The following is a 24,351-nucleotide window of genomic DNA, read 5'->3' as shown; positions in this document are numbered from 1 at the left end:
GGCGGACCGATCCGGGCAAATCTGTTCGACAGGCCGGGAAAGCGCTGCTAGAAGCCCGCGCCACAGACAGGATTTCATAAATTGGCTGAAGACATCGAACAGGCGGTATCGCGCCGCCGTACTTTCGCGATCATCGCCCACCCGGACGCCGGCAAGACGACGCTCACCGAAAAGCTGCTGCTGTTCGGTGGCGCCATCCAGCTTGCCGGTGAGGTCAAGGCCAAGAAGGACCGCATCCAGACCCGGTCGGACTGGATGAAGATCGAGCGCGAACGCGGCATTTCGGTCGTCACCTCGGTGATGACGTTCGAGTATGAGGACAACGTCTTCAATCTGCTCGACACGCCCGGCCACGAGGATTTCGCCGACGACACCTACCGCACGCTGTCGGCGGTCGACTCGGCGGTCATGGTCATCGACGCCGCCAAGGGCATCGAGCCGCGCACGCTGAAGCTGTTCGAGGTCTGTCGGCTGCGCGACATCCCGATCATCACCTTCGTCAACAAGATGGACCGCGAGAGCCGCGATCCCTTCGAGATACTGGACGAAATCGAGCAGAAGCTGGCGCTCGATACCGCGCCCATCACCTGGCCGATCGGCCGCGGCAGGACGTTTTCGGGCACTTACCACCTGGCGCTGAACGCCGTGCGCAAGGGCGATGACGAGAAGGAACGCACTCCGGTCAACGGTCCCGATTCCAACCGCGTCGCCGGCCTGTTGCCGGAAAACGAGCGCGAGGCCTTCATCGAGGAGCTGGAACTCGCGCGCGAAGCCTGCCGTCCGCTCGACATCGACGCCTTTCGCGAGGGCCATCTGACGCCGGTCTATTTCGGCTCGGCGCTGCGCAATTACGGCGTGCGCGACCTGATCGAGGCGCTCGGCGCTTTCGGGCCGCCGCCGCGCGCGCAGGATGCCGACACCCGGATGGTGGAGGCGACCGAGGACAAGATGACCTCCTTCGTTTTCAAGATCCAGGCCAATATGGATCCCAACCACCGCGACCGCATCGCCTTCGTGCGCGTCTGCTCGGGCAAGCTCGAGCGCGGCATGAAGGCCAAGCTGGTGCGCACCGGCAAGCCGATGAGCCTGTCTGCGCCGCAATTCTTCTTCGCCCGCACCCGCGTCACCGCCGACGAGGCCTTTGCCGGCGACGTCGTCGGCATCCCCAACCACGGCACGCTGCGCATCGGCGACACGCTGACCGAGGGTGAGGAAATCCTGTTCCGCGGCGTGCCGAACTTCGCCCCGGAAATCCTGCGTCGTGTGCGCCTCGGTGATGCGATGAAGGCCAAGAAGCTGAAGGAGGCGCTGCACCAGATGGCGGAGGAGGGCGTCGTGCAGCTGTTTTCGCCCGAGGACGGCTCGCCGGCCATCGTCGGCGTCGTCGGTGCGCTGCAGCTCGACGTGCTGAAGGAGCGGCTGAACTTCGAATACACGCTGCCGGTCGAATTCGAGATGTCGCGTTTTTCGGTCTGCCGCTGGATATCGGCTGACGACAAGACGGAAGTGCAGCGCTTCATCGAAGCCCATCGCGGCGACATTGCCCGCGATCTCGACAACGACCCGGTGTTCCTCGCCCAGCACGCCTTCTCGCTGAACTACGAAGCCGAGCGCTGGAAGGCGATCCGCTTCGCCACGATCAAGGACTACCAGGTCCGCGACAAGGCGGCGTAGCGGCGCTGCCTTTTTCCTTCTCCCCTTGTTGTGGGAGAAGGTGTCGCTGAAGGCGACGGATGAGGGGCAGCGCCGGCCTCAAAAATCAATGGACAGCCCTGCCCTTCGCAGGCTCAGGGCGTTCGAAGCTCGGAAAGCCCAGCAATTGGCTTTCCGTCCGCTACGCGGACCACTTCTCACCCCTTCGCCGCCTCTTCGATCTTGGCGATGTCGATCTTGCCCATCTTCATCATCGCACTCATCACCCGGCCGGCCTTTTCCCGGTCCGGATCCTGGAGCAGGCGCGGCAGCTGTTCCGGCACGACTTGCCAGGAGACGCCGAACTTGTCCTTCAGCCAGCTGCACGGGCCGGGCTCGCCGCCCTCGGTGAGCCTCTCCCAGAAATAGTCGACCTCTTCCTGCGTCTTGCAGTCGATCGACTGCGACATCGCCTCGTTGAACTTGAATTGCGGTCCGCCGTTGAGCGCCTGGAACGGCACGCCGTCGAGCTCGAACGTGGTCAGCAGCACTTTGCCTTCATCGGCGTGGCCCTTGGGCCAACGCATGACGCTCAGCACCTTCGAATTCTTGAAGATGGAGACATAGTGGTTCATCGCCTCTTCGGCCTGTCCATCGAACCACAGGCAGGTGGTGATCTTTTGCATGTCGTGCTCCTCGGTTGCTTCTTGCTGCTACAATGGAACGGCCGTCTGAGAAAATGGTCCCACTCCCTTGCCGTTGATCCAAGGACGGGCGCCCGGTAGGCGATCCGACACGGGAGGCCATCTTTTTTCGCAAACTCTGAATTTTTCTGGAGAATCTGGCGCATTGCAAAAATGTGGCCAGACAATAATTGCCGGTCTATAACGCCTGCGATCCATATTCAGGGCCGCGACGCTCCGCATCGGGCGCAGCCAGCCAGCTAAGGAAAGTTCATGCCTGCCTATCGCTCCCGCACCACCACCCATGGCCGCAACATGGCCGGCGCCCGCGGCCTCTGGCGCGCCACCGGCATGAAGGACAGCGATTTCGGCAAGCCGATCATCGCCGTGGTCAACTCCTTTACCCAGTTCGTGCCGGGCCACGTCCACCTGAAGGATCTCGGCCAGCTGGTCGCGCGCGAGATCGAGAAGGCCGGCGGCGTCGCCAAGGAATTCAACACCATCGCCGTCGATGACGGCATCGCCATGGGCCATGACGGCATGCTCTATTCGCTGCCGTCGCGCGAGCTGATCGCCGATTCCGTCGAGTACATGGTCAACGCCCACTGCGCCGACGCCATGGTCTGTATCTCCAATTGCGACAAGATCACGCCCGGCATGCTGATGGCCTCGCTGCGCCTCAACATCCCGACCGTCTTCGTCTCCGGCGGGCCGATGGAAGCGGGCAAGGTGGTGCTCGCCGGAAAGGCGCAGGCGCTCGACTTGGTCGACGCCATGGTCGCCGCCGCCGACGACAAGATCTCCGACGAGGACGTCAAGGTCATCGAGCGCTCCGCCTGCCCGACCTGCGGTTCCTGCTCGGGCATGTTCACCGCCAATTCGATGAACTGCCTGACCGAAGCGCTCGGCCTGTCGCTGCCGGGCAACGGTTCGACACTAGCGACGCACGCCGACCGCAAGCGGCTGTTCGTCGAGGCCGGACACTTGATCGTCGATCTCGCCCAACGCTATTACGAGCAGGACGACGAGACGGCGCTGCCGCGCAGCATCGCTTCAAAGGGCGCGTTCGAGAACGCCATGACGCTCGACATCGCGATGGGTGGCTCGACCAACACCGTGCTGCACATCCTGGCCGCGGCGCATGAGGGTGAGGTCGACTTCACCATGGAGGATATCGACCGGCTGTCGCGCAGGGTGCCCGTGCTGTGCAAGGTGGCGCCGGCCAAGTCCGACGTGCACATGGAGGACGTCCACCGCGCCGGCGGCATCATGGCGATCCTCGGCCAGCTCGACCAAGCCGGACTGATCAACCGCGACCTGCCGACCGTGCACACATCAAGCCTCGGCGAGGCGCTCGATCATTGGGATATTTCGCGCACCTCAAGCCAGAACGTGCGAGATTTCTTCCTCGCCGCGCCCGGCGGCGTGCCGACGCAGGTCGCCTTCAGCCAGGATCGTCGCTGGGACGAGCTCGATCTGGACCGCGAGACGGGCGTTATCCGCTCGGCGAAGACGCCTTTTTCCAAAGACGGCGGCCTTGCCGTGCTCAAGGGCAACCTGGCGCTCGACGGCTGTATCGTGAAGACGGCCGGCGTCGACGAGTCGATCCTGAAATTCACCGGCCCGGCGCGGGTGTTCGAAAGCCAGGATGCCTCGGTCAAGGCGATTCTCTCGAATGAGATCAAGGCCGGCGACGTCGTCGTCATCCGCTATGAAGGACCGCGCGGCGGCCCCGGCATGCAGGAAATGCTCTATCCGACCAGCTATTTGAAATCGAAAAGCTTGGGCAAAGCTTGCGCGCTGATCACCGACGGGCGCTTCTCCGGCGGCACGTCGGGCCTGTCGATCGGCCATGTCTCGCCCGAAGCCGCCGAAGGCGGCACGATCGGGCTGGTGCGGGAAGGCGACACGATTGAGATCGACATCCCCAACCGCTCGATCCGCCTCGCCGTGAGCGATGAGGAGCTCGCCAGCCGCCGGGCGGCGATGGCGGCCAAGGGCGCCCTGGCCTGGAAGCCCGAAGAAAAACGCAAGCGCAAGGTGACGACCGCGTTGCGCGCCTACGCCGCCTTCGCCACCAGCGCCGACAAGGGTGCGGTGAGGCACGTTCCGGAGTAGCGCTCGAATCGGCCAGGTTCGTGCTGCCCCTCATTGTCCTGCCGGACATTTCTCCCCGTAAGTGACGGGGAGAAAGGGCTATAACCAAAGATTTCGCCAATTGTAGACGTTGCAAAAATGGCGGCGAGGTCGCAGCATCTCCCTTCTCCCCGTCTCTAGACGGGGAGAAGGTGCCGGCAGGCGGATGAGGGGCGGCGCCACGTGGCAAGATTTTTCGCCCGCCGCGATCACGGCGGCAGCCGACAGGTGCTGATTCTTCGGGGACGACACAGATGGATTTCGACCTTATCGTTCGCGGCGGCACATTGCCTGACGGCAGGGTTGCCGACATCGGCATCGTCGGCGAGACGATCGCGACGATCGAGCCGAAGCTCGATGGCAACGCCGGCACGACGATTGACGCGCGGGGCAATCTGGTCTCTGCGCCGTTCGTCGACCCGCACTTCCATATGGATGCGACGCTTTCCTACGGCATTCCGCGGATAAACGCCTCGGGCACGCTGCTTGAAGGCATTGCTCTGTGGAGCGAACTGAAGCCGCTTCTGACGCATGAAGCGGTGCGCCATCGCGCGCTCGCCTATTGCGACTGGGCGGTGTCGATGGGATTGCTCGCCATCCGCACCCATGTCGACGTTTGCGACGACAGGCTGCTGGCGGTCGAGGCGCTGCTCGATGTCAAGAAGACGGTGGCGCCCTATATCGACCTGCAATTGGTCGCCTTTCCGCAGGATGGGCTCTACCGCTCGCCCGGTGCACGGGAAAACACCATCCGCGCGCTGGATCTGGGTGTCGATATCGTCGGCGGCATTCCGCATTTCGAGCGCACCATGGCCGACGGCACCCGCTCGGTGACCGAGCTTTGCGAGATCGCGGCAAAACGCGGCCTGATGGTCGACCTGCATTGCGACGAGACCGACGACCCGCTGTCGCGTCACATCGAGCAACTGGCCTATGAGACGCAGCGTCTCGGCCTTCAGGGCAAGGTGGCCGGCTCGCATCTTACCTCGATGCATTCCATGGACAATTACTACGTCTCGAAACTCCTGCCGCTGATCGCCGAGGCGGGCGTCTCCGTCATCCCCAATCCTTTGATCAACATCATGCTGCAGGGGCGCCACGACACGTTTCCCAAGCGCCGCGGCATGACCCGGGTCAAGGAGATGCTGGCGCTGGGCATCCGCGTCGGCTGGGGCCAGGATTGCGTGCTCGATCCCTGGTATTCGCTGGGCACCGCCGACATGCTCGACGTCGCCTTCATGGGGCTTCACGTCGCCCAGATGTCGAGCCCGGCCGACATGGCGCGCTGTTTCGACATGGTCACCAACGTCAATGCCGCCATCATGGGGCTCGATCATCTGGGCCTCGCCGTCGGCAAGCGCGCCAGCCTGGTCGTTCTCGACGCCGGCAATCCGGTCGAGGCCATTCGCCTGCGCCCCGAACGCATTTGCGTCATCGCCAGGGGCAAGGTGGTGGCGGAACGAACCAGGCAGGACACCCGGCTTGCCGTCCCCGGCAGGCCGGCACTGGTGAACCGGCGGCACACATCGTCCTAGACCCAGCCGATTCCCGGCGCTGGCCTTGCCGATTCCCGGATTTCTCCTCGTCAAAACGGCCGCTTCCGTCTACGACGCGGCCTGGAGCAATTCCAGGAAAAGTGTGTACGGTTTTCCGTCCGGAATTGGGCGAGATAAAGAGATAGAGCGGTTCGCCGTTTTCGTAAAACGGTGAACCGCTCTAGACAGGCAATGGATCGGCATGACGCAACCCGTGGCGCAGAATTCCACAATCAGGAACGTGCTTCTGGCCGGCATTCTTTTGATGCTGGCCGGCGACTTCCTGTTTGCGCTCAACGACGCCATGGGCAAATGGCTGGTCGCCAGCTTTTCCGTCGGCCAGGTGGTGCTGATCAGGTCGATCGGCGCGTTTTTCGTGCTCGGTCCGATGATCGCCCACCAGGGCGCCGCCAAGCTGTTCCGCATGGAAAGGCCCGAATTGCAGGTCCTGCGCGTCATCATGACCACGCTCGATACCGGGCTCTTCTATGCCGCCGTCGTCTATCTGCCGCTTGCGGATGTGATGAGCTTCTATATGGCCGGGCCGATCTATGTGGCGGCACTCTCGCATCTCCTGCTTGGCGAGAAGGTCGGCTGGCGCCGCTGGATGGCGATCCTGCTCGGCTTCTGCGGCGTGCTGATCATGCTCAAGCCCTCCTCGGCGGCTTTCTCGCTGTCGTCGGGCTTCGCGCTGGCGGGCAGCATTGCCTTCGCTTTCGCCATCATCCTCAACCGGCGCTTGCGCGGCACCAGCGACACCAATCTGGTGACATGGCAGACCATCGGCACGCTGCTGGTCGGCGGCGCCCTGACCATCGGCGCCTGGCACACGCCGTCGGCGCTCGATTTCGGCGCCATGCTGCTGCTCGGCATCGTCTCCTGCGGTGCCCATCTGATGATCACGCGGGCGCTCAAGCTGGCCCCGGCCTCGACGCTGGCGCCGCTGCACTACACGCTGCTTCTATGGGCGGTGGTCTTCGGGCTGGCGTTCTTCGGCGACGTTCCCGGCCCGCGCATCCTCATCGGCTCGGTCATCGTCGTGCTGGCCGGCTTGTTCATCTTCCATCGCCAGAAGGTGGTCGACACGACGGTGCCGCCTGAAAACGTGCCGAAGGGCGTGAATTAGCCCTCGCGGATCACCGCCAGGTGCCGTGAAAATTCCGGCGTCTCCATCAGCGCCTTGCAGCGCGCGAAGCGGCCGTCGGCATAGGCCCGAAAATCGTCGACGGGATTGTCGTTGGCGAGCTGGATCAGTCCCCACAGTGTCCACAACAGGTCGCACATCCCCTTGTAGATGACGATGCGGCCGCGCTCCGCCGGTTTCGCCTCGCCGCCGAAATAGGCGCGCATCATCTCCTCGTCCTGCGCGGCATCGAACTTGCCTTCGACGGAGAGGTCGCCAAGATCCCAGAGCGGATCGTTCATTCCTGAATATTCCCAGTCGACGATCCACATCCTGTCACCCGCATCGATAAAATTCTCGCACAGCGGGTCGCAATGACAGGCGACGACGGGCAGCGGGTGGGCCGACAGCGCCGCGCGCACGCCACCGGCCTCGCGCACCACGTCGTGATAGCCGGCGGGCAGGGCGACCTCCTTGGTCGACAGCACCTTCAGATAGTCATCGATCATCGCGAACAGTTCGAAACGGAACGGAAACACCGCACCGGACGAATGCAGCTTGCGGAAGGCCTCTCCCGCACGCGCCGGGCTGCCCGGCCGAACCCTGAATTTTTCCGGCGACATGGTTACGGCGCCGGCGATGAAGCGCGTCACCATCACGCCGGTGCCCGGATCGACATGCAGCACCTCGGGGCTGACGCCTGCCTTAGCCGCTTCGCGCGCCGCCACCGCCTCATTGGCGCGGTTGATATATTCCTCGGTGCCTTTGCCTGGAATGCGCAGGCAGAAGTCCCCGGCCTTGAAAACCAGGTTGGTGAGGCCGCCAAGCCGCTCCAGCGTCCCGTTATAGCCGGCCAGCATGGGAATGGCGGCAAGTTTTGTCCGTGCCTCGTCCATTGTCATGCCCGCTCCCCCGCTGTTATTTGTCGCAGAGACGGTTCCACAAAATTCGTGCTTTGGCTATCATCCGTGCGAGACCAATTTAGGGGCATGGCGGACAGGACGAAAGTGACCGACAGCAAGCATAAGGGCGCGCTTGGCGCTGCCTACGCGGCCAAGCGCCCGGAAGACGTGGCGGCGCTCTATGACCGTTGGTCGCAGACCTACGACAGCGACATGTCGGCCGCCGGCTATCGTCATCCCACCATCTGCCTGGCCTTGCTGGCAAGGCATCTGCCGCGTGGCTCGGCCCCGCTGCTCGATGCCGGGGCCGGCACCGGGCTCATCGGCGAATGGCTGGACATTGCCGGCTATCCCGAGGTCGAGGCGCTCGACATCTCGCAAGGCATGCTGGATCAGGCAGAGCGCAAGGGCGTCTATTCGGCCCTGCATTGCCTTGCGCTTGGCGGGCCGCTGCCCTTTGCCGACAATGCCTATGCCGGGGTGATCTCGGCCGGCGTCTTTACCTCGGGCCATGTCGGTGCCGAAGGGCTGGACGAACTGATCCGCATCTGCCGGCCGGGCGGCGTGATCGTGCTGACGGTCAAGAACACGATCTGGGATCTAGGCTTTAACGCGCGAGTCGCTGAGCTGGAGGCTCAGGGGCTGGTCACCCGCATCGAGGAAACGCGCCCGTACGTCTCGATGCCGGGCGAGGCCGACACGGTGCCCAGCCGCTGCCTCGCCTTGCGTGTGAACTGATCAGGCTTTGATCCTGTTCCCGGCCGGATCATACATCGGCTCGAGATGGATCTTTGCCGGCGTGCGCTGCATCGCCACGACCAGCTCATAGCGGCCCGAGGCGAGAAAATCGTCGCTCACGCCGTCGGCATTGCGCACATAGCCGTAGCCGATGTTCTTCTCCACGGTGTAGCCATAGCCGCCGCTGCTGAGATAGCCGACCGGCTCGCCATTGCGCAGGATCGTCTCGCGCCCGACGAGCACGATGTCCTGATCGTCGACCGTGAAGCCGGCGAAACGCTTCTTCAATGGCCCGCCAGTGATTTTCTCCAAGGCGCGCCGCCCTACGAAATCCGTGTTCTTGCGAAGCTTCACCGCCCAGCCGAGGCCGGCTTCCAGCGGCGTGTCGTTGGGGGTGATATCGGAGCCCCAGGCGCGATAGCCCTTTTCCAGTCGCAGCGATTCCAGGGCCCGGTAGCCGACCGGGCGGATATCATGTTGCTTGCCTGCCGACATCAACGCGTCGAAGATCTCGCCGGTTGCGGAGATCGGCACGTGCAGCTCCCAGCCGAGTTCCCCGACATAGGTGACGCGCAACGCCCGCACGGTGTGGCCGGCAACGACAATCTCGCGGGCATGGCCGAATGGGAAACCGCTGTTGGAAATGTCGGCATCGGTCACGCCGGCCAGCACTTCGCGGGCGCGCGGTCCCATCAGCGACAGCGTGCCGAAATCCTCGGTGACGTCGGTGAGCGTGATGTCGAGCTCCTTTTCGACATGGTCGCTGATCCAGGACAGGTCATGGGTGCGGAAGCCCGTGCCGGTAACGATATAGAACCTGTCCTCGCCGAACCGCGACACGGTGAGATCGGCCTCTATGCCGCCGCGCGTGTTGAGAAGCTGCGTATAGGTCAGCCGGCCGGCCGGCTTGTTGACGTCGTTGGCGCAGATCCAGTCCAGCGCCTTCGGCGCGTCGGGCCCGGTCAGCTCGTATTTGGCGAAGGACGACTGGTCGAAGATGCCGACCTTCTCGCGCACATGGCGATGTTCGTCGCCGACGGCTGAAAACCAATTCTGCCGGCCCATGGAATAGACGTCACGCGGCTCGACGCCTTCGGGGGCGAACCAGTTCGGCCGCTCCCAGCCGAGCTTCGAACCGAACACGGCGCGATGCTGTTTCAGCCTGTTGTACAGCGGCGAAACGATGCGCGGCCTGCCGGAAAGATACTCCTCATGCGGAAAGCCGATCGTGTAGTGCTTGCCATAGGCTTCCAGCGTGCGCTCGCGGACCCAGTGCCGGTCGCGATGCAGGCTGGAAAAGCGCCTGATGTCGACGACCCACAGATCGAACGGCGCCTCGCCATCGACCACCCATTGCGCCAGCACCCAGCCGGCGCCGCCGCCCGAAGCGATGCCGAAGGCGTTGAAGCCGGCGCCGACGAACATGTTGGCGCATTCGGGCGCCACGCCGAGGATGAAATTGCCGTCCGGCGTGAAACTCTCGGCCCCGTTGATCATCTGCTTGACGCCGACGGTTTCCAGCGCCGGCACGCGCGCGATCGCCTGGCTCATGTGCTGTTCGAAATGATCATAGTCGTCGTCGAACAGCCGGAACTCCCAGTCATTGGGCACGTCGCCTCCGGGGAGATCTGTCGTCCAGGCCTGCGGGTTTGGCTCATAGCCGCCCATCACCAGCCCGCCGACCTCTTCCTTGAAATAGGTGCGCCGGTCCGGGTCGCGGATGGTCGGGACATCGGTCGCCAGCCCGTCGATCTTCTCGGTGACGATAAACTGGTGCTTCACCGGCTGCAGCGGCACGTTGATGCCGGCCATGGCGCCAACCTGCCGTGCCCATTGTCCTGCGCAGTTCACCACCTTGTCGCAGGCGATGTCGCCCATGTTGGTCTTCACCGCAATGATGCGGCCGCCTTTGATCTCGAAGCCGGTGACGCGCACTTCCTCGTAAAGCCTTGCGCCATGCATGCGCGCGCCCTTGGCCAGCGACTGGGTGACGTCGGATGGGCTCGCCTGACCGTCGGTCGGCAGCCAGGAAGCGCCGACGAGATCGCCGGTTTCCATCAGCGGCCACATGTTCTTGACCTCTGCCGGCGACAGCAACTCCATGTCCATGCCAAAGCTCTTCGCTGTCGTCGCCAGCCTCTCGTACTCGGTCCAGCGGTCGGCATTGGTGGCAAGGCGCAGGCACCCGCTCATCTTCCAGCCGGTGGCAAGGCCGGTCTCGGCCTCCAGGCCCTTGTAGAGGTTGACCGAATATTTGAGCACGCGGGTGATCGAGGCCGACGAGCGCAGCTGCCCGACCAGGCCGGCGGCGTGCCAGGTCGAGCCCGAGGTCAGCTTGCCCTGTTCGAGCAGCACCACATCTGCCTTGTGGTCGCGGGCCAGATGGTAGGCCGTCGAGCAGCCGATAATGCCGCCGCCGATGACGACGATCGCTGCCTGGGTTGGCAAGGTCATGAATTCAGGTCCCGTATTTTGTCCGGTAGTTTTCCAGCGCGGCATCGAGCCGCGTCAGGTTCTCTTCCGTGTAGGCGACGTAGTCGATGCCGGGCACGTCGAGGTAGAGTTCCGAAACCATGCTCCACATCGCCTCGCGCAGCAGCGAGGCGCATTGCATGGCTGCATGCGAGCGGCGGATCGCCTCGTCCGGCTCCTTCATGAAATAAGCGGTCAGGAAGGCGAAGGATTCCTCGTCGCTCATGCCGGCGTTCGAGGCGACGCCGGCAAGGTCGAACATCGCGGTATTGAAGCCGGCATATTCGAAGTCGATCAGCCATAGCCTGCTGCCGTCGTCGAGAATATTCGCCGGCAAAAGATCATTGTGGCCGAACACGATCGGCAGCAGTTTCTGGGCGCGTTCGAGCTCGTCGGCCAGCATCAGCAGACGCGGCAGGTCGCTCGCCTTGCGGCTGCCGGCGTCCTCCAGCGTGCGCGCATAGTCGCGGATGACGTGGAACACCCAGAACATGAAGCCGGCACCGGAGACGTGGTTGGGCATCTCACGGTGAAAGCCGCGCATCAGGGCGGCGACACGGCCGAGATTGGCGCGCACGTCCTCAGCCAGACAGGTCTTGGCGCCGAGATACTCCGTCACGAGAATGCCGGGTTCGGCATGGCGGACCGCCGGCGCGAAACCGGCGGCATGCGCGGCGCGTGCGGTCATCACCTCACGCTCGCGAAAGACGTGGTGGAAGGGATAGTCCCTGCCGAAACGCACGACATGCCTCCCGGCCGCGTCCTTAACCCGATAATTGGCATTGCTCAGCCCGCCGGGCAGCGGCTCGATCTCGACGCTGCCCGTCCAGCAAGGCAGGGCGCGGATGCGGTCCTCGGCCGTCATGAATTCGCCCTTCGTACGGCAAGGCGCCGACGGGGCGGCGCCGCCGTGGCGACCCGCCGTTTGTCCGGACGCTCGTTCTGGCAAAGACCTCGCCGGCGCGGCATTCGGGATCGGTATCCCGCGCCGCACCGACGAGCCCCACGTGCCGGGCTCTTCGAGGCCGGCATCCGCCCCCGCGGATGAGAAAATTCTTCCAGTCGCCCTCGCGTCAGGCAGTTTCCAGACCTTGGGGCACACAAATTCGGATCAGGCTCCGCTATCGCTTTTCCGTGGCAGTGCGAGCCTGACACGGCATCAGTGTCACGCCGGGTAAGCCACGTTGTCAACGAGATTCTGTGGTTTTTTCTGCTTTCCTGCCCGTATTCTTTCGAGATTCCTTGTAATATGCGGCAGATTTGCCATAGAAGCGGTCACTGCATCATGGCGCGACTGGAAATGACCCGATGAGCCATTCCAAGCGGCACGGCGAAATCCTGCGGTTTCTGCAGGAGGAAGGCACCGTCACCATCGCCAGCCTGGCCGACCGGCTGGGCGTTTCGCTGGAGACCGTGCGCCGCGACGTCAAGCCCCTCACCAGCGACGGCTCGCTCCTGAAGATGCATGGCGCCGTCGGCCTGCCGTCGACGATCGGCGAAGCGCCGTTCGAACGGCGCATGCGAGAGAACGCCGAGGCCAAGCGCCTCATCGCCCGCATGGTCGCCGCCACCATCCGCGACGGCGAATCGATCATGCTCGACACGGGAACGACCACCTCGTTCCTGGCGCGTGAACTGCTCGGCCATCGGCGGCTGACGGTCGTCACCAACTCATCCGACATCGCCCGCACGCTGGCCACCGTCAACGGCAACAAGGTCTACATGGCCGGCGGTGAGCTGCGCAGCGATTCCGGCGCCGCCTTCGGCGCCTCGGCCATCGACTTCGTCAGCCGCTTCTCGGTCAGCCATGCGGTGATCTCGACGGGTGCCGTCGATGCGATGACGGGTGTCATGGATTACGATCTCGACGAGGCCGAGTTCGCCCGCATGGTGCTGTCGCGCGGCCAGCGTTCGCTCGTCGTCACCGATCATTCCAAGTTCGGGCGCCAGGGCCTGGTCCAGGTCTGCGGCTTCGATGGCTTTTCCGAGCTCGCCACCGACCGGCCGCCGCCGCGCGACATCGCTGCCGGCCTGGCGCAGGCCGGTGCGCGGCTCAGCGTCGCGGGCAACGCAGCCTGAGCTAACCGAATACCAGTGACTGGTGGGCGCATATGCCGGCGAAGGCGCCGCCCGATACGGCGAAGGCGATGTTGTGCATCGCGCGTGATGCGTCCCCGGCGGCGAAGACGCCGGGGACCGTCGTCTGCTGCCTGTCATCGATTGATATCACCGGGCCGAGGGGACCGTCCGTGAAGCCGCAACCGAGCTGTTCGGCCATCGGGCTCGCCATGCTATTGCGCGGCGCGGTGAATATCGCGCGAACCCCGGCCTTTCGGCCGTCGTCGAGGATCACCGTCAAGCCGCCCGTGCCATCCTCCCGCAGTTCGGCGACCGCAGCGGGTTCGAACCTCACATTCTTGCCTTCCAAGGCAGACATCTGTTCGGCATCGGGCTCGATCAGGCGATTGCCGAACAGCGTGACGTCGCCCCAGTCGGCGATCAACTGCGCCTGATGCAGGGACATGGGCCCGGTCGCCAGCACGCCAAGCGGCCCGCCGGAAACCTCGTAGCCGTGGCAATAGGGGCAGTGCAGCACGGTCTTGCCCCACTGCTCGGCAAGACCGGGAACTTCGGGCAGGATGTCGCGCACGCCGGTAGCCAGAACCAGCCGCGCGGCGCCGAAGGTCTCGCCGCCCTCTGTGCTGATTTCGAAGTCGCTGCTGCTATTGGCGACCGCCTTGTCCGCACGTCCGTTGACAAGGCGAGCCGTCGGATAGGCCAGCAACTGCCGTCTTGCCTCCTCCAGGATGGCGCCTGGCGTGCGCCCGTCCTGGCCGAGGAAGCCGTGCGAATGCGCGGCGAACCGATTTCGGGGCCGGCCGGCGTCGATCACCAGGACGTTGCGCCGGGCCCGGGCCGCCTGGATGGCAGCGGACAGGCCGGCAAAGCTGCCGCCGACGACGGCAAGATCATACTGCATGGCTGGAGACTCCTATGAGGTCGTAACGGCGGCGGAAGTCGGCGGTCAGGTCGGCCAGCGTGATACGGCTGAGCTTCTCCGCCAGCAGCTTCTCCGCCGCGATGCGAAAATCGTCGAGGACGGCGATCACGGCCTGCTCGACAAGGCAGCCGGGGCTCTCCGGCTCGGTGCCGAACGGCAGCAGCGTCTCGCCAAGCGCGGCGCTGATTTCGGCCAGCGAGATCTCGTCGGGCGGGCGCCCGAGCAGCCAGCCGCCGCCATGTCCGCGTGACGAGGTGACGATGCCGGCATCCCGCAACCCCGCGATGGTGCGGCGCACCACGACCGGATTGGTATGGATGAAGGTGGCAAGCTGCTCCGAGGTCAGCGCCCGCTCGGGCTTCTCGGCCATGTGGACCAGAATGTGCAAGGTGGAAGACAGCCGGCTGTTGCGTTTCATGTAACTTATTTAGTTACGATTCTGGGGCCGTCAAGTTGCCGATCCGTTCCACTTCCCAGCGTCGTCTCCGCCGTGTTTAGTCCGGGCCATGGCTTTCACCATCCGCCAGTTGCAGTTCTTCATCGCCGTCGCCGAGCAGGGCACGGTGTCGGGTGCCGCGCAGAACCTCTCCATTTCGCAATCCTCGGTCACCGAAGCGATCAAGGAGCTCGAAGGCGATCTCGGCGTCGAATTGTTCGACCGCCATCCGCGCGGCCTCAACATCACCCACAAGGGCCACCAGTTCCTGCGTCATGCCACCAAGATCCTGGCCGATGTGTCCGATGCGCGCCGCGCCTTCCTCGGCGAGCAGGCGACAGCGGGCGGCCGGCTGCAGCTCGGCGTCACCTCGCTGGTCGCCGGCTATGTGCTGTCGGACCTGCTTTCCCGCTACCGTCGTGCCTATCCCGGCGTCGAGGTCTCGGCAATCGAGGACAATGGCGACTATCTCGAGCATCTGCTGATCGGCGGCAAGCTGGACATCGCGGTCATGGTCACGTCCAATCTGCGCGACCGAACCGCGCTGCAATCCGAAATCCTCGAAGTCTCGGCTTACCGCCTGTGGCTGCCGCTCGGGCATCCGCTCGCCGGCGCCGACATCATCGGCATCGGCGACATCGCTTCGGAGCCGCTGATCATGCTGACCGTCGACGAGATCGAGGAGAACACCGGCAAGCTGCTGACGGCAATCGGCGCCAAGCCGCATGTCGCCTTCCGCACCCGTTCGGTCGAAGCGGTGCGCAGCCTTGTCGCCACCGGCGCGGGCGTGGCGCTGCTGCCCGACCTCGTCTACCGGCCGTGGTCGCTGGAAGGCGACCGCATCGAATCGCGCGACGTCTCCGGTGCCCTACCCGTCGTCCAGGTCGGGATGGTCTGGCGCCGCGGCTCCGGCCTGCCGCAGGCTGCGCGCGATTTCATCGGCCTGGCGCAGTCGCAGCGCATGGTTCGCCAGCGCCCCGACAAGAACGGCCGCTGATCTATCGGAAAAACCGATATCCCCCTTCTGATAAATGAATTTGCGAAACCGGGATTTTCACAGCAACTTCGCTTCAGGGAACAAGCCGCCGCCGAAGCGCGGGCCCTATCAATGGGAGATCGACGATGAATTCATTCCTGAAGTCATGCACTGCATTGACGGTCGCGCTGACCTTCTCCGGCCAGGCCATCGCTCAGGTCACGGAACTCGGCAAAGGTGAAGGCGAGGTCAATATCGTCGCCTGGCCGGGCTATATCGAGCGTGGCGAAACCGACAAGGGCTATGACTGGGTAACCGCCTTCGAGAAGGAAAGCGGCTGCAAGGTCAACGTCAAGACCGCCAACACGTCGGACGAGATGGTCTCGCTGATGAACGAGGGCGGCTTCGACCTCGTCACCGCTTCGGGCGATGCATCGCTGCGCCTCGTTGCCGGCAAGCGCGTGCAGCCGATCAATACCGATCTCATCCCGAGTTGGAAGACGGTCGACGACCGCATCAAGGACGCCCCCTGGTTCACCGTCGACAAGGTGCATTACGGCGTTCCCTACCAGTGGGGGCCGAACGTGCTGATGTACAATACCGATGTCTTCAAGGAAGCGCCCAAGAGCTGGAACATCGTCTTCGAGGAGATGAAGCTGCCGGACGGCAAGTCCAACAAGGGCCGCGTCCAGGCCTATGACGGCCCGATCCACATTGCCGATGCCGCCAACTACCTGATGTTCCACAAGCCGGAGCTCGGCATCAAGGACCCCTATGAGTTGAACGAGGACCAGTACAAGGCCGCGCTTGAGTTGCTGCGCGTCCAGCGCACGCTGGTCGGCCGCTACTGGCACGACGCCGCCATCCAGGTCGACGATTTCCAGAACGAAGGCGTGGTTGCCTCCGGCTCGTGGCCATACCAGGTCAACACGCTGATCGCGGCCAAGAAGCCCATAGCCTCGACCGTGCCGGAGGAAGGCGTCACCGGCTGGGCCGACACCACCATGATGGAAGCCGACGCGGCACATCCGAACTGCGCCTATATGTGGCTCGAACACTCGCTTTCGCCCAAGGTGCAGGGCGACGTCTCGGCCTGGTTCGGCTCGCTGCCGGTCGTCCCCGCCGCCTGCAAGGGCAACGAGCTGCTGACCGACGAAGGCTGCAAGACCAACGGCTACGAAAATTTCGACAAGATCAAGTTCTGGAAGACGCCGGTGACCAAATGCGCCACCCAGAACGACCAGTGCGTGCCCTATTACCGCTGGGTGTCGGACTATATCGGCGTCATCGGCGGGCGGTGACCTAGCCTTACTTTGCCGAAGCCGGCGCCGCCCCTCACCCTTACCCTCTCCCCGTGAAGAACGGGGAGAGGGTATCGCCAGCGTTGGCGCGCGTCCCTTTCCCTGTCCTTCACGGGGAGAAGGTGCCGGCAGGCGGATGAGGGGCGGCGCCGCCTGAGATCGATGAGCCCGGCAGATCAGGACACTCCATGACCTCAGCCGTTTCCTTTCAAAAAGTCTCGCGCCATTTCGGCAGCGTGCGCGCCGTCGACACGGTCGACCTCGAAATCGTGCCTGGCGAGTTCTTCGCCATGCTCGGGCCGTCGGGCTCCGGCAAGACGACCTGCCTGCGCCTCATTGCCGGCTTCGAGCAGCCGACGGCGGGTTCGATTTCGATCTTCGGCGAGCGCGCCGAGGGTGTTCCGCCCTATCGCCGCAACGTCAACACCGTCTTCCAGGACTATGCGCTGTTCCCGCATCTCGATGTGCTCGACAATGTCGCCTATGGTTTGATGGTCAAGGGCGTCGGCAAAGCCGGGCGGCACAAGGCAGCGGAAGAGGCGCTGTCGCTGGTCAGGCTGCCCGGCTACGGCGCCCGCCGCCCCGGCCAGCTTTCCGGCGGTCAGCGCCAGCGCGTCGCGCTGGCCCGCGCACTGGTCAACCAGCCCAAGGTGCTGCTGCTCGACGAGCCGCTCGGCGCGCTCGACCTCAAATTGCGCGAGAACATGCAGGAAGAGCTGAAGTCGCTGCAAAAGGCGCTCGGCATAACGTTCGTCTTCGTCACCCACGATCAGGGCGAGGCGCTGTCGATGGCCGATCGCGTCGCCGTCTTCAACGACGGCAGGATCATGCAGATCGGCACGCCGGAAGATATCTACCAGCGGCCGAGCACTCGCTTCGTCGCCGATTTCGTCGGTTCCTCCAACGTGCTGCCGCCGGATTTCGTCCAGCGTTATTGCGGCCAGCGCGGCTGGGGCAGCCTGCGCCCCGAATCCATCCGCGTCGGCCGCGCGGCGAGCGGCGAGGGCGTCGCCGCGCGCCTCGTCTCAACTAACTATCTCGGGGCGACCACCAGGCTGGCGCTCGATGCCGACGGTCTGAAATTGCACGCCATCGTGCCTGCCGGCACGGCCTTGCCCAGGGAAGGCGAGGCGGTGGTGCTCACCTTCAACCGCGAGAGCCTGCATTTGATGGACGAGCCGGTGTGATGAAGGCTTGCGCGAAGCACCCCCCTCTGTCCTGCCGGACATCTCCCCCTCAAGGGGGGAGATTGGCTGCCCTTTCGGGTTTCGCCAATTTCCAACGTCGCAGAATTGGCGAGGCCGAGAAATTGCCAATCTCCCCCCGTGAGGGGGAGATGTCCGGCAGGACAGAGGGGGGCGACGCAGAACGCGGCCTCTCATATAATTCTCTTCAGCACACGGCGGCCCCATGACCATTGCCGCGCTCAACCCCAGCCCAGCCCCTGCCATCCTGCCCGGCAGCGGCGGCATACGCGGCGCGCTCTCCGACCTCTTCTGGCGCAGGCCGCAACTGCTCCTTCTGCTTATGCTGCTGCCGCCGGTCCTGTGGCTCGGCATCGTCTACATCGGCTCGTTGTTCGCTCTTTTGGCGCAGAGCTTTTTCTCGATCGACGAGTTCTCCGGCCTCATCAATCGTGAGTTCACGTTGAAGACCTATGGCGACCTGTTGCAGGCCGCCAATCTCGACATCATCCTGCGCACGGTGACGATGGCGGCCCTGGTGACCCTGGCCTCGGCCGTCGTCGCTTTCCCCATCGCCTACTACGCGGCGCGCTATGCGCGCGGCCGCTGGAAGGCGCTGTTCTATCTCGGCGTCATGCTGCCGCTGTGGTCGAGCTACCTGGTCAAGATCTACGCCTGGAAACTGATCCTGGCCAAGGAAGGCATTCTCACCTGGCTGCTCGCCAAGCTGAACCTCTTGTGGTTGCTCGATGCGTGGCTGTCGCTGCCGGTCGTCGGCGGCAACTCGCTGTCGGTGTCCTTCACCGGCACCTTCATCGTCTTCGTCTATGTCTGGCTGCCCTTCATGATCCTGCCGGTGCAGGCAGCCCTCGAGCGCGTGCCCGGCAATTTGGTCGAGGCCTCTTCCGATCTCGGTGCCTCGCCAGGCCAGACCTTCCGCAATGTGCTGTTCCCGCTGGCGCTGCCGGGGATCGTCGCCGGCTCGATCTTCACCTTTTCGCTGACATTGGGCGACTACATCATCCCGCAGATCATCGGCACGTCGCGCCTGTTCATCGGCCAGGCCGTTTATTCGCAGCAAGGCACGGCCGGCAACATCCCGCTCGCCGCCGCCTTCACGGTGGTGCCGATCGTCATCATGGGCTTCTATCTCTGGGGCGCCAAGCGCATGGGGGCCTTCGATGCGCTCTGACCGTGCCCAATCGGCTCCGCTTGGCCTGAAGATCGCTGCGGCCTGCGGCCTGCTGTTCCTGCATCTACCGATCCTGCTGATCTTCGTCTATGCCTTCACGACCGAAGAGAAGAGCTTCGTCTGGCCGCCGCCGGGGCTCACCACGCAGTGGTTCGCCGTCACCTGGAACCGGCCGGACGTGTGGCAAGCGCTGTCGCTCTCGGTGCGCGTCGCCGCCATCTCAACGGCCATCGCGCTGGTTCTCGGCACACTGTGCGCCGCCGCGGTGTCACGGACGAAATTCTTCGGCCGTGAAACCATTTCGCTGCTGGTCATCCTGCCGATCGCGCTGCCCGGCATCATCACCGGCATTGCGCTGCGTTCGGCTTTCGCGCTGGCCGACATTCCGTTCTCGTTCTGGACGATCGTGCTCGGCCACGCCACCTTCTGCGTGGTTGTCGTCTACAACAATGCCGTTGCCCGCTTCCGCCGCACCTCGGGCTCGATGATCGAGGCCTCGATGGATCTCGGCGCGGATGGTTTCCAGACCTTCCGGCATATCGTGTTGCCCAACATCGCCACGGCGCTGCTTGCCGGCGGCATGCTGGCCTTCGCGCTGTCGTTCGACGAGGTCATCGTCACCACCTTCACCGCCGGCCAGCAGCAGACGCTGCCGATCTGGATGCTTGAAGAACTGATCCGCCCGCGCCAGCGCCCGGTCACCAATGTCGTGGCGATGGTGGTGGTGCTGGTGACGCTGCTGCCGATCCTCGCCGCCTACTACCTGACCCGCGACGGCGACCAGATCGCCGGCAGCGGGAAATGAAATAGTGAGCAGTGAGTAGTGAGTAGTGAGTAGTGAATAGTGAATAGTGAATGGGAGGATGGTGAATAGTAGTTTTGGATAGTGAATACGCGGCAGAAACCTACTCACTACTCACTACTCACTACTCACTATTCATCATTCACTACTCACTATTGCCAATGGAGAACCCAATGGACACCCAGATGCTGATCGGCTCGAAGTTCGAGAAAGGCACCGAGACCGAGGAGTCGGTCCTCAATCCGAAGACCGGGGCGACCATTCTCAATCTCCCCGAGGCGAGCCCGGCGCAGATCGAGGCGGCGGTGACGGCTGCCGGGAAGGCGTTCACGGCTTGGTCGCGTACCACGCCCGCGCAGCGCTCGGGCTATCTCCTTAAGATCGCCGACCGCATAGAGGCCGAAGCCAGGGAATTCGCGGCGCTCGAGGCGCTGAACTGCGGCAAGCCGATCAATGCCGTGCTCAATGATGAAATCCCGGCGATCGTCGACTGCTACCGTTTCTTCGCCGGCGCCGTCCGCTCCATGCCAGGCCAGGTAGCCGGCGAATACCTGCCGGGCCACACCTCGATGGTCCGGCGCGATCCGATCGGCATCGTCGCTTCCATCGCGCCGTGGAATTACCCGTTGATGATGATGGCCTGGAAGCTGGCGCCGGCGATCGGCGGCGGCAATACGGTCGTCTTCAAACCGTCGGAACAGACGCCGCTGACGGCGCTGAAACTGGCGAAGATCCTGGCCGAAATCCTGCCCGAAGGGGTCGTCAATGTCGTGCTCGGACGCGGCGACAGCGTCGGCAATACGCTGATCAACCATCCCAAGGTCAACATGATCTCGATCACCGGCGATGTCGCCACCGGCAAGAAGGTGCTGCAGGCGGCCGCCAAGTCGGTCAAGCGCACGCATCTGGAACTCGGCGGCAAGGCCCCGGTCATCGTCTTCGATGATGCCGACCTCGGCGCCGTGGTCAACGGCCTGCGCGCCTTCGGCTACTACAATGCCGGCCAGGACTGCACCGCCGCCTGCCGCATCTATGCCGGCAAGAAGGTCTACGACAAGCTCGTCGCCGATCTCTCCTCGGCCGTGTCGACCATCAAGTACAATCTGCCGGACGATGCCGAGAACGAGATCGGCCCGCTGATCTCGCGCCGCCAACGCGACCGTGTCTCGAGCTTCGTCGAGCGCGCCTCGGAATTGAAGCACATCGAGATCACCACCGGCGGCAAGCCGGGCGAGGGCACCGGCTTCTACTACCAGCCGACCGTCGTCGCCGGCGCCTTGCAGGAGGACGAGATCGTGCGCCGCGAAGTCTTCGGCCCGGTGGTCTCGGTCACCCGTTTCACGGAAGTCGACGAGGCGGTGAACTGGGCCAATGACAGCGATTATGGGCTGGCATCGTCGGTGTGGACCAGGGACGTCTCGCGCGCCATGGCGACGGCCGCTCGCCTGCAATATGGCTGCACCTGGATCAACACCCACTTCATGCTGACCAACGAGATGCCGCATGGCGGGCTGAAGCAGTCCGGTTACGGCAAGGACATGTCGCTCTACGCGCTGGAGGATTATACCGCCGTGCGCCATGTGATGGTGGCGCACGGGTAATCTGTCTCCTTCCGGCAAAGGCAGATCTTATATGGCTGTGGCCGGCGCCGGCGACCCCGCTTGAGAGGGTCGTCAGCGCCATTCCACTTCGCGATTGCGCTGCATTTGACAGGCACGGCCGCCGAACGGCATCAGCGGCGAGACCCCGGCACTACGCGGCCGTCCGGCCCGGCATCGCCGATGTCGCAGGCTTGATGTTCAGGTTGACCCGGAAGACATTGGATGGGTCGTAGGTTCGCTTAACCTGGCTCAGCCGCTCGTAATTTCCGCCATAGCTCGCCTGCAAGCGCGCGTCTCCTTCATCGTCCATCATGAAGTTCACGTAGCCGCCCTCGCCATTATGGGGATGGACGCTCGCCCAGTAATTCCGTGCCCACGCGGTCAGGTCGGCGGCTTTGCCCGGATCGGGGTCGATGGCGGCGATGACCATCGACCAGCTTGCGTCACGCGCGTTCCAGGCGGTCTCGTCCTTGCCGACGCGGCGGACGGCGCCGTCAATCGGGTATAGATGCATAAGCGACAATTCGCTGGGCGCCTGGGCGGCCTGGGCGATATGGGTCGCGATCGCTTCGTCGGGAAGCGACTTGACGAAATCGCCCTTCCAGTACCATTGCAGGCCTTTCGGAAGGAGCGGGTCGAATAGCGACTGCATCGCCGGGAACGGCATTACGCCCATCCAGTTGAACATTGGCGGCGGCAAGGTGTCCAGCAGCGGCGCCATGGCCTTGCGCCCGTCCTCCTCCGTGCCGTTGTAGCACGAGATGATGGCACAGGCGCGCTTGCCCCAATGCTCGCGCGGGAAAGGATCGCTCGAAGGGACGGATTTGAGGCCGACGAAAGCGCCGAGGTCTTCCGGCGCTTCCGGCAGGTAGTCGCGATAGGTACGCATGACCGCCGACGCGTGCCTGGCGTCCCAGAACACCGGACCGCCGAAGATCATGTTCACCGGATGAGCCTTGAACAGGAAGCTGGTTACCACGCCAAAATTGCCGCCGCCGCCCCGGAGCGCCCAGAACAGGTCGGGATTCTCGCTTTTGCTGGCCTTCGCCATGCTGCCATCGGCCAGCACCAGATCGGCCTCGATCAGATTATCGATGGTGAGACCGTACTTGCGCGTGAGATAGCCCGTTCCTCCACCAAGGGTTAGACCGGCGACGCCCGTGGTCGAAACGATGCCGAACGGAACGGCGAGCGCGAAAGGATGGGTGGCGTGGTCCACGTCGCCCGAAGTGCAGCCGGGCGCGACCCTCACGGTGCGGGTTTTCGGGTCGACATGGACGCCTTTCATCATCGACAGGTCGATGACGAGACCGTTGTCGCAAATCCCCAATCCCGCGCCGTTGTGGCCGCCGCTGCGCACGGCGATGAGGAGGTCGTTTATGCGCGCGAACCTTACAGCGGCGATCACGTCGGCGACATCGACGCAGCGTGCAATCAGCGCCGGACTCTTGTCGATCATGCCGTTGTAGACCTTGCGGGCCTCCTCATAGCCGGCTTCGCCGCGCAGGATCAGCTCTCCGCGCAAGCCTTCACGCAGTTTTGCATAGGTTTCGTCGGTCATCGGTTTCCTCCCTGATCGCGCCCGCGCCATATGGTTTCGACGCGACGATTTATCTTGTTGCTTTGCTTGTGCCGTCCATCCGTCGGGTGCGCAGGATGGTGCAGGAGAGCACATTGCACCGATCCGGCTCCTCGCTGCTTCGCCCGAAAGGGCCAGTGGGGAAATGGCCCGGGAGAGCCATAGCGGGCAGGCGGAAGCCGTCATGGTAGCGAAAGCGCGTCGCGTCGAAAGGGACCGATGCGGCGCGCTTCAGATCGTTGTTCTATGGGCACCTTTGGGCGACATGCATTATTCGACGATGCGGAAAATCTGCCAGAGGCTGGTGCCCGACACGACGTAAGGCTCGATCTCCTTGCCCCATTTGGCATGCGCGTCGATCTTGCCGATCCTGGCGAAGAACTCTTCCAACTGGGCCAGGCTTTCGACCTGGTGGTGAGATTCGACCGTCGCCTCCCGCGCGCCGATCGAACCCGTCATGATCTGGAACTTCAGGTCGGCGACGCCGACCTGCGAACCGATCTCGGATTCCCATTTCCGCATGAGGTCGAGCACGGTCTGCTTGTGTCCGAACCTGGCGTCGATCTGCCATCTGGCGCTGAACATGTTTTCCTCCTCCGAAGATGCGGCTGATGCCGCTTACTCGTCCCAGGCCTGCACGACCGTCTGCCGTGCAATCCGCCCGCCCTTGAGTTCCAGCATCGCCGCACAGAACACCTTGGTCCCGTCCGGGTAGGCGCAGGCTTGCGTGAAGGCGAGATTGTCGCCATCGGCAATGGCGGTATCGACCTTGTGGGTCATTGCCCGGCTGCAGATGTCGTCCCAGAATGTGCTGATCGCCGCTCGGCCGCGGATCTCGCGCGGCTTGCTCGGCGGATTATTGCGGTCGACGACCCGCAACACCGCATCGTCGGCGTAAAAGCTCGACAGCATCTGTCCGTCGCGCCCTTCGATGGCTTTCTTGATTGCCGCGCCGTCAACGGTCTGTGTCTTGGTCAGCATTTCGTCCTCCATGGGCCCGTCTTCCCGATCGGGCGGTTGATGAGCAAAGTGCTGCCCGGCGGTCATCGCCGTGCAGC

General features: G+C 63.9%; 21 protein-coding genes. 12 read left to right on the top strand and 9 right to left on the bottom strand.

Features of this window, described 5'->3' with window-relative positions; all coding sequences use genetic code 11:
- Positions 1–81 precede the first annotated feature (81 nt).
- On the top strand, positions 82–1,674 hold the full coding sequence (locus FJ942_RS09585) for a peptide chain release factor 3 (RefSeq protein ID WP_140497087.1): 1,593 nt from the start codon (positions 82–84) through the stop codon (positions 1,672–1,674).
- 176 nt (positions 1,675–1,850) lie between these two features.
- Here FJ942_RS09585 and FJ942_RS09580 read toward each other — a convergent pair whose 3' ends face one another.
- Positions 1,851–2,318 (bottom strand): VOC family protein, encoded by a 468-nt coding sequence (locus FJ942_RS09580; protein WP_140497085.1) that lies wholly within the window; start codon positions 2,316–2,318, stop codon positions 1,851–1,853.
- A gap of 270 nt (positions 2,319–2,588) precedes the next feature.
- Here FJ942_RS09580 and ilvD point away from each other — a divergent pair, with 270 nt between their 5' ends.
- The 3 genes from ilvD (at position 2,589) to FJ942_RS09560 (ending at position 7,112) form a co-directional block, all read left to right on the top strand.
- Positions 2,589–4,433, top strand: coding sequence for a dihydroxy-acid dehydratase (gene ilvD / locus FJ942_RS09575; RefSeq protein ID WP_140523649.1), 1,845 nt, complete (start codon positions 2,589–2,591; stop codon positions 4,431–4,433).
- Positions 4,434–4,705: 272 nt separating this feature from the next.
- Positions 4,706–5,986 carry an amidohydrolase family protein gene (locus FJ942_RS09565; RefSeq protein ID WP_140523652.1) on the top strand — a complete coding sequence of 427 codons (1,281 nt, stop codon included), beginning with the start codon at positions 4,706–4,708 and terminating at the stop codon, positions 5,984–5,986.
- Positions 5,987–6,188: 202 nt separating this feature from the next.
- Positions 6,189–7,112: a DMT family transporter gene (locus tag FJ942_RS09560; protein WP_140523654.1), complete on the top strand. Its 924-nt coding sequence runs from the start codon at positions 6,189–6,191 to the stop codon at positions 7,110–7,112.
- Here FJ942_RS09560 and FJ942_RS09555 read toward each other — a convergent pair.
- On the bottom strand, positions 7,109–8,011 hold the full coding sequence (locus tag FJ942_RS09555; RefSeq protein WP_140523657.1) for a phosphotransferase family protein: 903 nt from the start codon (positions 8,009–8,011) through the stop codon (positions 7,109–7,111). The two genes, FJ942_RS09560 and FJ942_RS09555, sit on opposite strands and share 4 nt — an antisense overlap.
- 105 nt (positions 8,012–8,116) lie before the next feature.
- Here FJ942_RS09555 and FJ942_RS09550 point away from each other — a divergent pair, with 105 nt between their 5' ends.
- Positions 8,117–8,749 carry a class I SAM-dependent methyltransferase gene (locus FJ942_RS09550; protein ID WP_181165288.1) on the top strand — a complete coding sequence of 211 codons (633 nt, stop codon included), beginning with the start codon at positions 8,117–8,119 and terminating at the stop codon, positions 8,747–8,749.
- Here FJ942_RS09550 and FJ942_RS09545 read toward each other — a convergent pair whose 3' ends face one another.
- Both FJ942_RS09545 and FJ942_RS09540 read right to left on the bottom strand, forming a co-directional pair.
- Positions 8,750–11,203 carry an FAD-dependent oxidoreductase gene (locus tag FJ942_RS09545; RefSeq protein ID WP_140670800.1) on the bottom strand — a complete coding sequence of 818 codons (2,454 nt, stop codon included), beginning with the start codon at positions 11,201–11,203 and terminating at the stop codon, positions 8,750–8,752.
- Between the two features lie 4 nt (positions 11,204–11,207).
- On the bottom strand, positions 11,208–12,086 hold the full coding sequence (locus tag FJ942_RS09540; RefSeq protein ID WP_140497071.1) for a phosphotransferase family protein: 879 nt from the start codon (positions 12,084–12,086) through the stop codon (positions 11,208–11,210).
- Positions 12,087–12,529: 443 nt separating this feature from the next.
- Here FJ942_RS09540 and FJ942_RS09535 point away from each other — a divergent pair, with 443 nt between their 5' ends.
- Complete coding sequence (locus tag FJ942_RS09535; protein ID WP_140564921.1) at positions 12,530–13,300, top strand: DeoR/GlpR family DNA-binding transcription regulator; 771 nt, start codon at positions 12,530–12,532, stop codon at positions 13,298–13,300.
- Position 13,301: 1 nt separating this feature from the next.
- Here FJ942_RS09535 and FJ942_RS09530 read toward each other — a convergent pair whose 3' ends face one another.
- Together FJ942_RS09530 and FJ942_RS09525 are read right to left on the bottom strand one after the other, a co-directional pair.
- A complete protein-coding gene (locus FJ942_RS09530) occupies positions 13,302–14,201 on the bottom strand; it encodes an NAD(P)/FAD-dependent oxidoreductase (RefSeq protein ID WP_140897545.1) in 900 nt (299 codons plus the stop codon).
- Complete coding sequence (locus FJ942_RS09525; protein WP_140513008.1) at positions 14,191–14,640, bottom strand: Rrf2 family transcriptional regulator; 450 nt, start codon at positions 14,638–14,640, stop codon at positions 14,191–14,193. Before FJ942_RS09525 ends, FJ942_RS09530 begins: the two co-directional genes overlap by 11 nt.
- Before the next feature lie 88 nt (positions 14,641–14,728).
- On the opposite strand from FJ942_RS09525, the gene FJ942_RS09520 reads away from it, so the two are divergent.
- From FJ942_RS09520 to FJ942_RS09495, 6 genes are all read left to right on the top strand, one after another.
- The gene (locus FJ942_RS09520) at positions 14,729–15,655 is read left to right on the top strand and encodes a LysR substrate-binding domain-containing protein (protein WP_140513010.1); all 927 of its coding nucleotides are present in this window, start codon (positions 14,729–14,731) and stop codon (positions 15,653–15,655) included.
- Between the two features lie 125 nt (positions 15,656–15,780).
- A complete protein-coding gene (locus FJ942_RS09515) occupies positions 15,781–16,935 on the top strand; it encodes an ABC transporter substrate-binding protein (protein ID WP_140559728.1) in 1,155 nt (384 codons plus the stop codon).
- Positions 16,936–17,123: 188 nt separating this feature from the next.
- Positions 17,124–18,122 (top strand): ABC transporter ATP-binding protein, encoded by a 999-nt coding sequence (locus FJ942_RS09510; RefSeq protein WP_140580508.1) that lies wholly within the window; start codon positions 17,124–17,126, stop codon positions 18,120–18,122.
- Between the two features lie 223 nt (positions 18,123–18,345).
- A complete protein-coding gene (locus FJ942_RS09505; RefSeq protein WP_140497058.1) occupies positions 18,346–19,311 on the top strand; it encodes an ABC transporter permease in 966 nt (321 codons plus the stop codon).
- Entirely contained in the window at positions 19,301–20,116 is an 816-nt protein-coding gene (locus FJ942_RS09500; protein WP_140523673.1) for an ABC transporter permease, read from the top strand. The genes FJ942_RS09505 and FJ942_RS09500 overlap by 11 nt, the downstream gene beginning before the upstream one ends.
- Before the next feature lie 170 nt (positions 20,117–20,286).
- The gene (locus FJ942_RS09495) at positions 20,287–21,714 is read left to right on the top strand and encodes a gamma-aminobutyraldehyde dehydrogenase (RefSeq protein WP_140556818.1); all 1,428 of its coding nucleotides are present in this window, start codon (positions 20,287–20,289) and stop codon (positions 21,712–21,714) included.
- Positions 21,715–21,865: 151 nt separating this feature from the next.
- Here the strand turns inward: FJ942_RS09495 and FJ942_RS09490 are convergent, their stop codons facing one another.
- The 3 genes from FJ942_RS09490 to FJ942_RS09480 form a co-directional block, all read right to left on the bottom strand.
- Positions 21,866–23,275 (bottom strand): FAD-binding oxidoreductase, encoded by a 1,410-nt coding sequence (locus FJ942_RS09490; protein ID WP_140897543.1) that lies wholly within the window; start codon positions 23,273–23,275, stop codon positions 21,866–21,868.
- Positions 23,276–23,563: 288 nt separating this feature from the next.
- A complete protein-coding gene (locus FJ942_RS09485) occupies positions 23,564–23,878 on the bottom strand; it encodes a hypothetical protein (protein ID WP_140580502.1) in 315 nt (104 codons plus the stop codon).
- Positions 23,879–23,911: 33 nt separating this feature from the next.
- Positions 23,912–24,340 (bottom strand): nuclear transport factor 2 family protein, encoded by a 429-nt coding sequence (locus FJ942_RS09480; protein ID WP_246679728.1) that lies wholly within the window; start codon positions 24,338–24,340, stop codon positions 23,912–23,914.
- Positions 24,341–24,351: the final 11 nt, after the last annotated feature.

The organism is Mesorhizobium sp. B2-4-2 (assembly GCF_006442845.1).
Classification (GTDB): Bacteria; Pseudomonadota; Alphaproteobacteria; order Rhizobiales; family Rhizobiaceae; genus Mesorhizobium.
This window is presented reverse-complemented; position numbering and strand designations above follow the sequence as displayed.

Coding starts and splice junctions, on each gene's coding strand:
- FJ942_RS09580 (WP_140497085.1), bottom strand. CDS start 2,318: ATGCAAAAGATCACCACCTGCCTGTGGTTCGATGGACAGGCCGAAGAG.
- ilvD (WP_140523649.1), top strand. CDS start 2,589: ATGCCTGCCTATCGCTCCCGCACCACCACCCATGGCCGCAACATGGCC.
- FJ942_RS09565 (WP_140523652.1), top strand. CDS start 4,706: ATGGATTTCGACCTTATCGTTCGCGGCGGCACATTGCCTGACGGCAGG.
- FJ942_RS09560 (WP_140523654.1), top strand. CDS start 6,189: ATGACGCAACCCGTGGCGCAGAATTCCACAATCAGGAACGTGCTTCTG.
- FJ942_RS09555 (WP_140523657.1), bottom strand. CDS start 8,011: ATGACAATGGACGAGGCACGGACAAAACTTGCCGCCATTCCCATGCTG.
- FJ942_RS09545 (WP_140670800.1), bottom strand. CDS start 11,203: ATGACCTTGCCAACCCAGGCAGCGATCGTCGTCATCGGCGGCGGCATT.
- FJ942_RS09540 (WP_140497071.1), bottom strand. CDS start 12,086: ATGACGGCCGAGGACCGCATCCGCGCCCTGCCTTGCTGGACGGGCAGC.
- FJ942_RS09535 (WP_140564921.1), top strand. CDS start 12,530: ATGAGCCATTCCAAGCGGCACGGCGAAATCCTGCGGTTTCTGCAGGAG.
- FJ942_RS09530 (WP_140897545.1), bottom strand. CDS start 14,201: ATGCAGTATGATCTTGCCGTCGTCGGCGGCAGCTTTGCCGGCCTGTCC.
- FJ942_RS09525 (WP_140513008.1), bottom strand. CDS start 14,640: ATGAAACGCAACAGCCGGCTGTCTTCCACCTTGCACATTCTGGTCCAC.
- FJ942_RS09520 (WP_140513010.1), top strand. CDS start 14,729: ATGGCTTTCACCATCCGCCAGTTGCAGTTCTTCATCGCCGTCGCCGAG.
- FJ942_RS09515 (WP_140559728.1), top strand. CDS start 15,781: ATGAATTCATTCCTGAAGTCATGCACTGCATTGACGGTCGCGCTGACC.
- FJ942_RS09510 (WP_140580508.1), top strand. CDS start 17,124: ATGACCTCAGCCGTTTCCTTTCAAAAAGTCTCGCGCCATTTCGGCAGC.
- FJ942_RS09505 (WP_140497058.1), top strand. CDS start 18,346: ATGACCATTGCCGCGCTCAACCCCAGCCCAGCCCCTGCCATCCTGCCC.
- FJ942_RS09500 (WP_140523673.1), top strand. CDS start 19,301: ATGCGCTCTGACCGTGCCCAATCGGCTCCGCTTGGCCTGAAGATCGCT.
- FJ942_RS09495 (WP_140556818.1), top strand. CDS start 20,287: ATGGACACCCAGATGCTGATCGGCTCGAAGTTCGAGAAAGGCACCGAG.
- FJ942_RS09490 (WP_140897543.1), bottom strand. CDS start 23,275: ATGACCGACGAAACCTATGCAAAACTGCGTGAAGGCTTGCGCGGAGAG.
- FJ942_RS09485 (WP_140580502.1), bottom strand. CDS start 23,878: ATGTTCAGCGCCAGATGGCAGATCGACGCCAGGTTCGGACACAAGCAG.
- FJ942_RS09480 (WP_246679728.1), bottom strand. CDS start 24,340: ATGACCGCCGGGCAGCACTTTGCTCATCAACCGCCCGATCGGGAAGAC.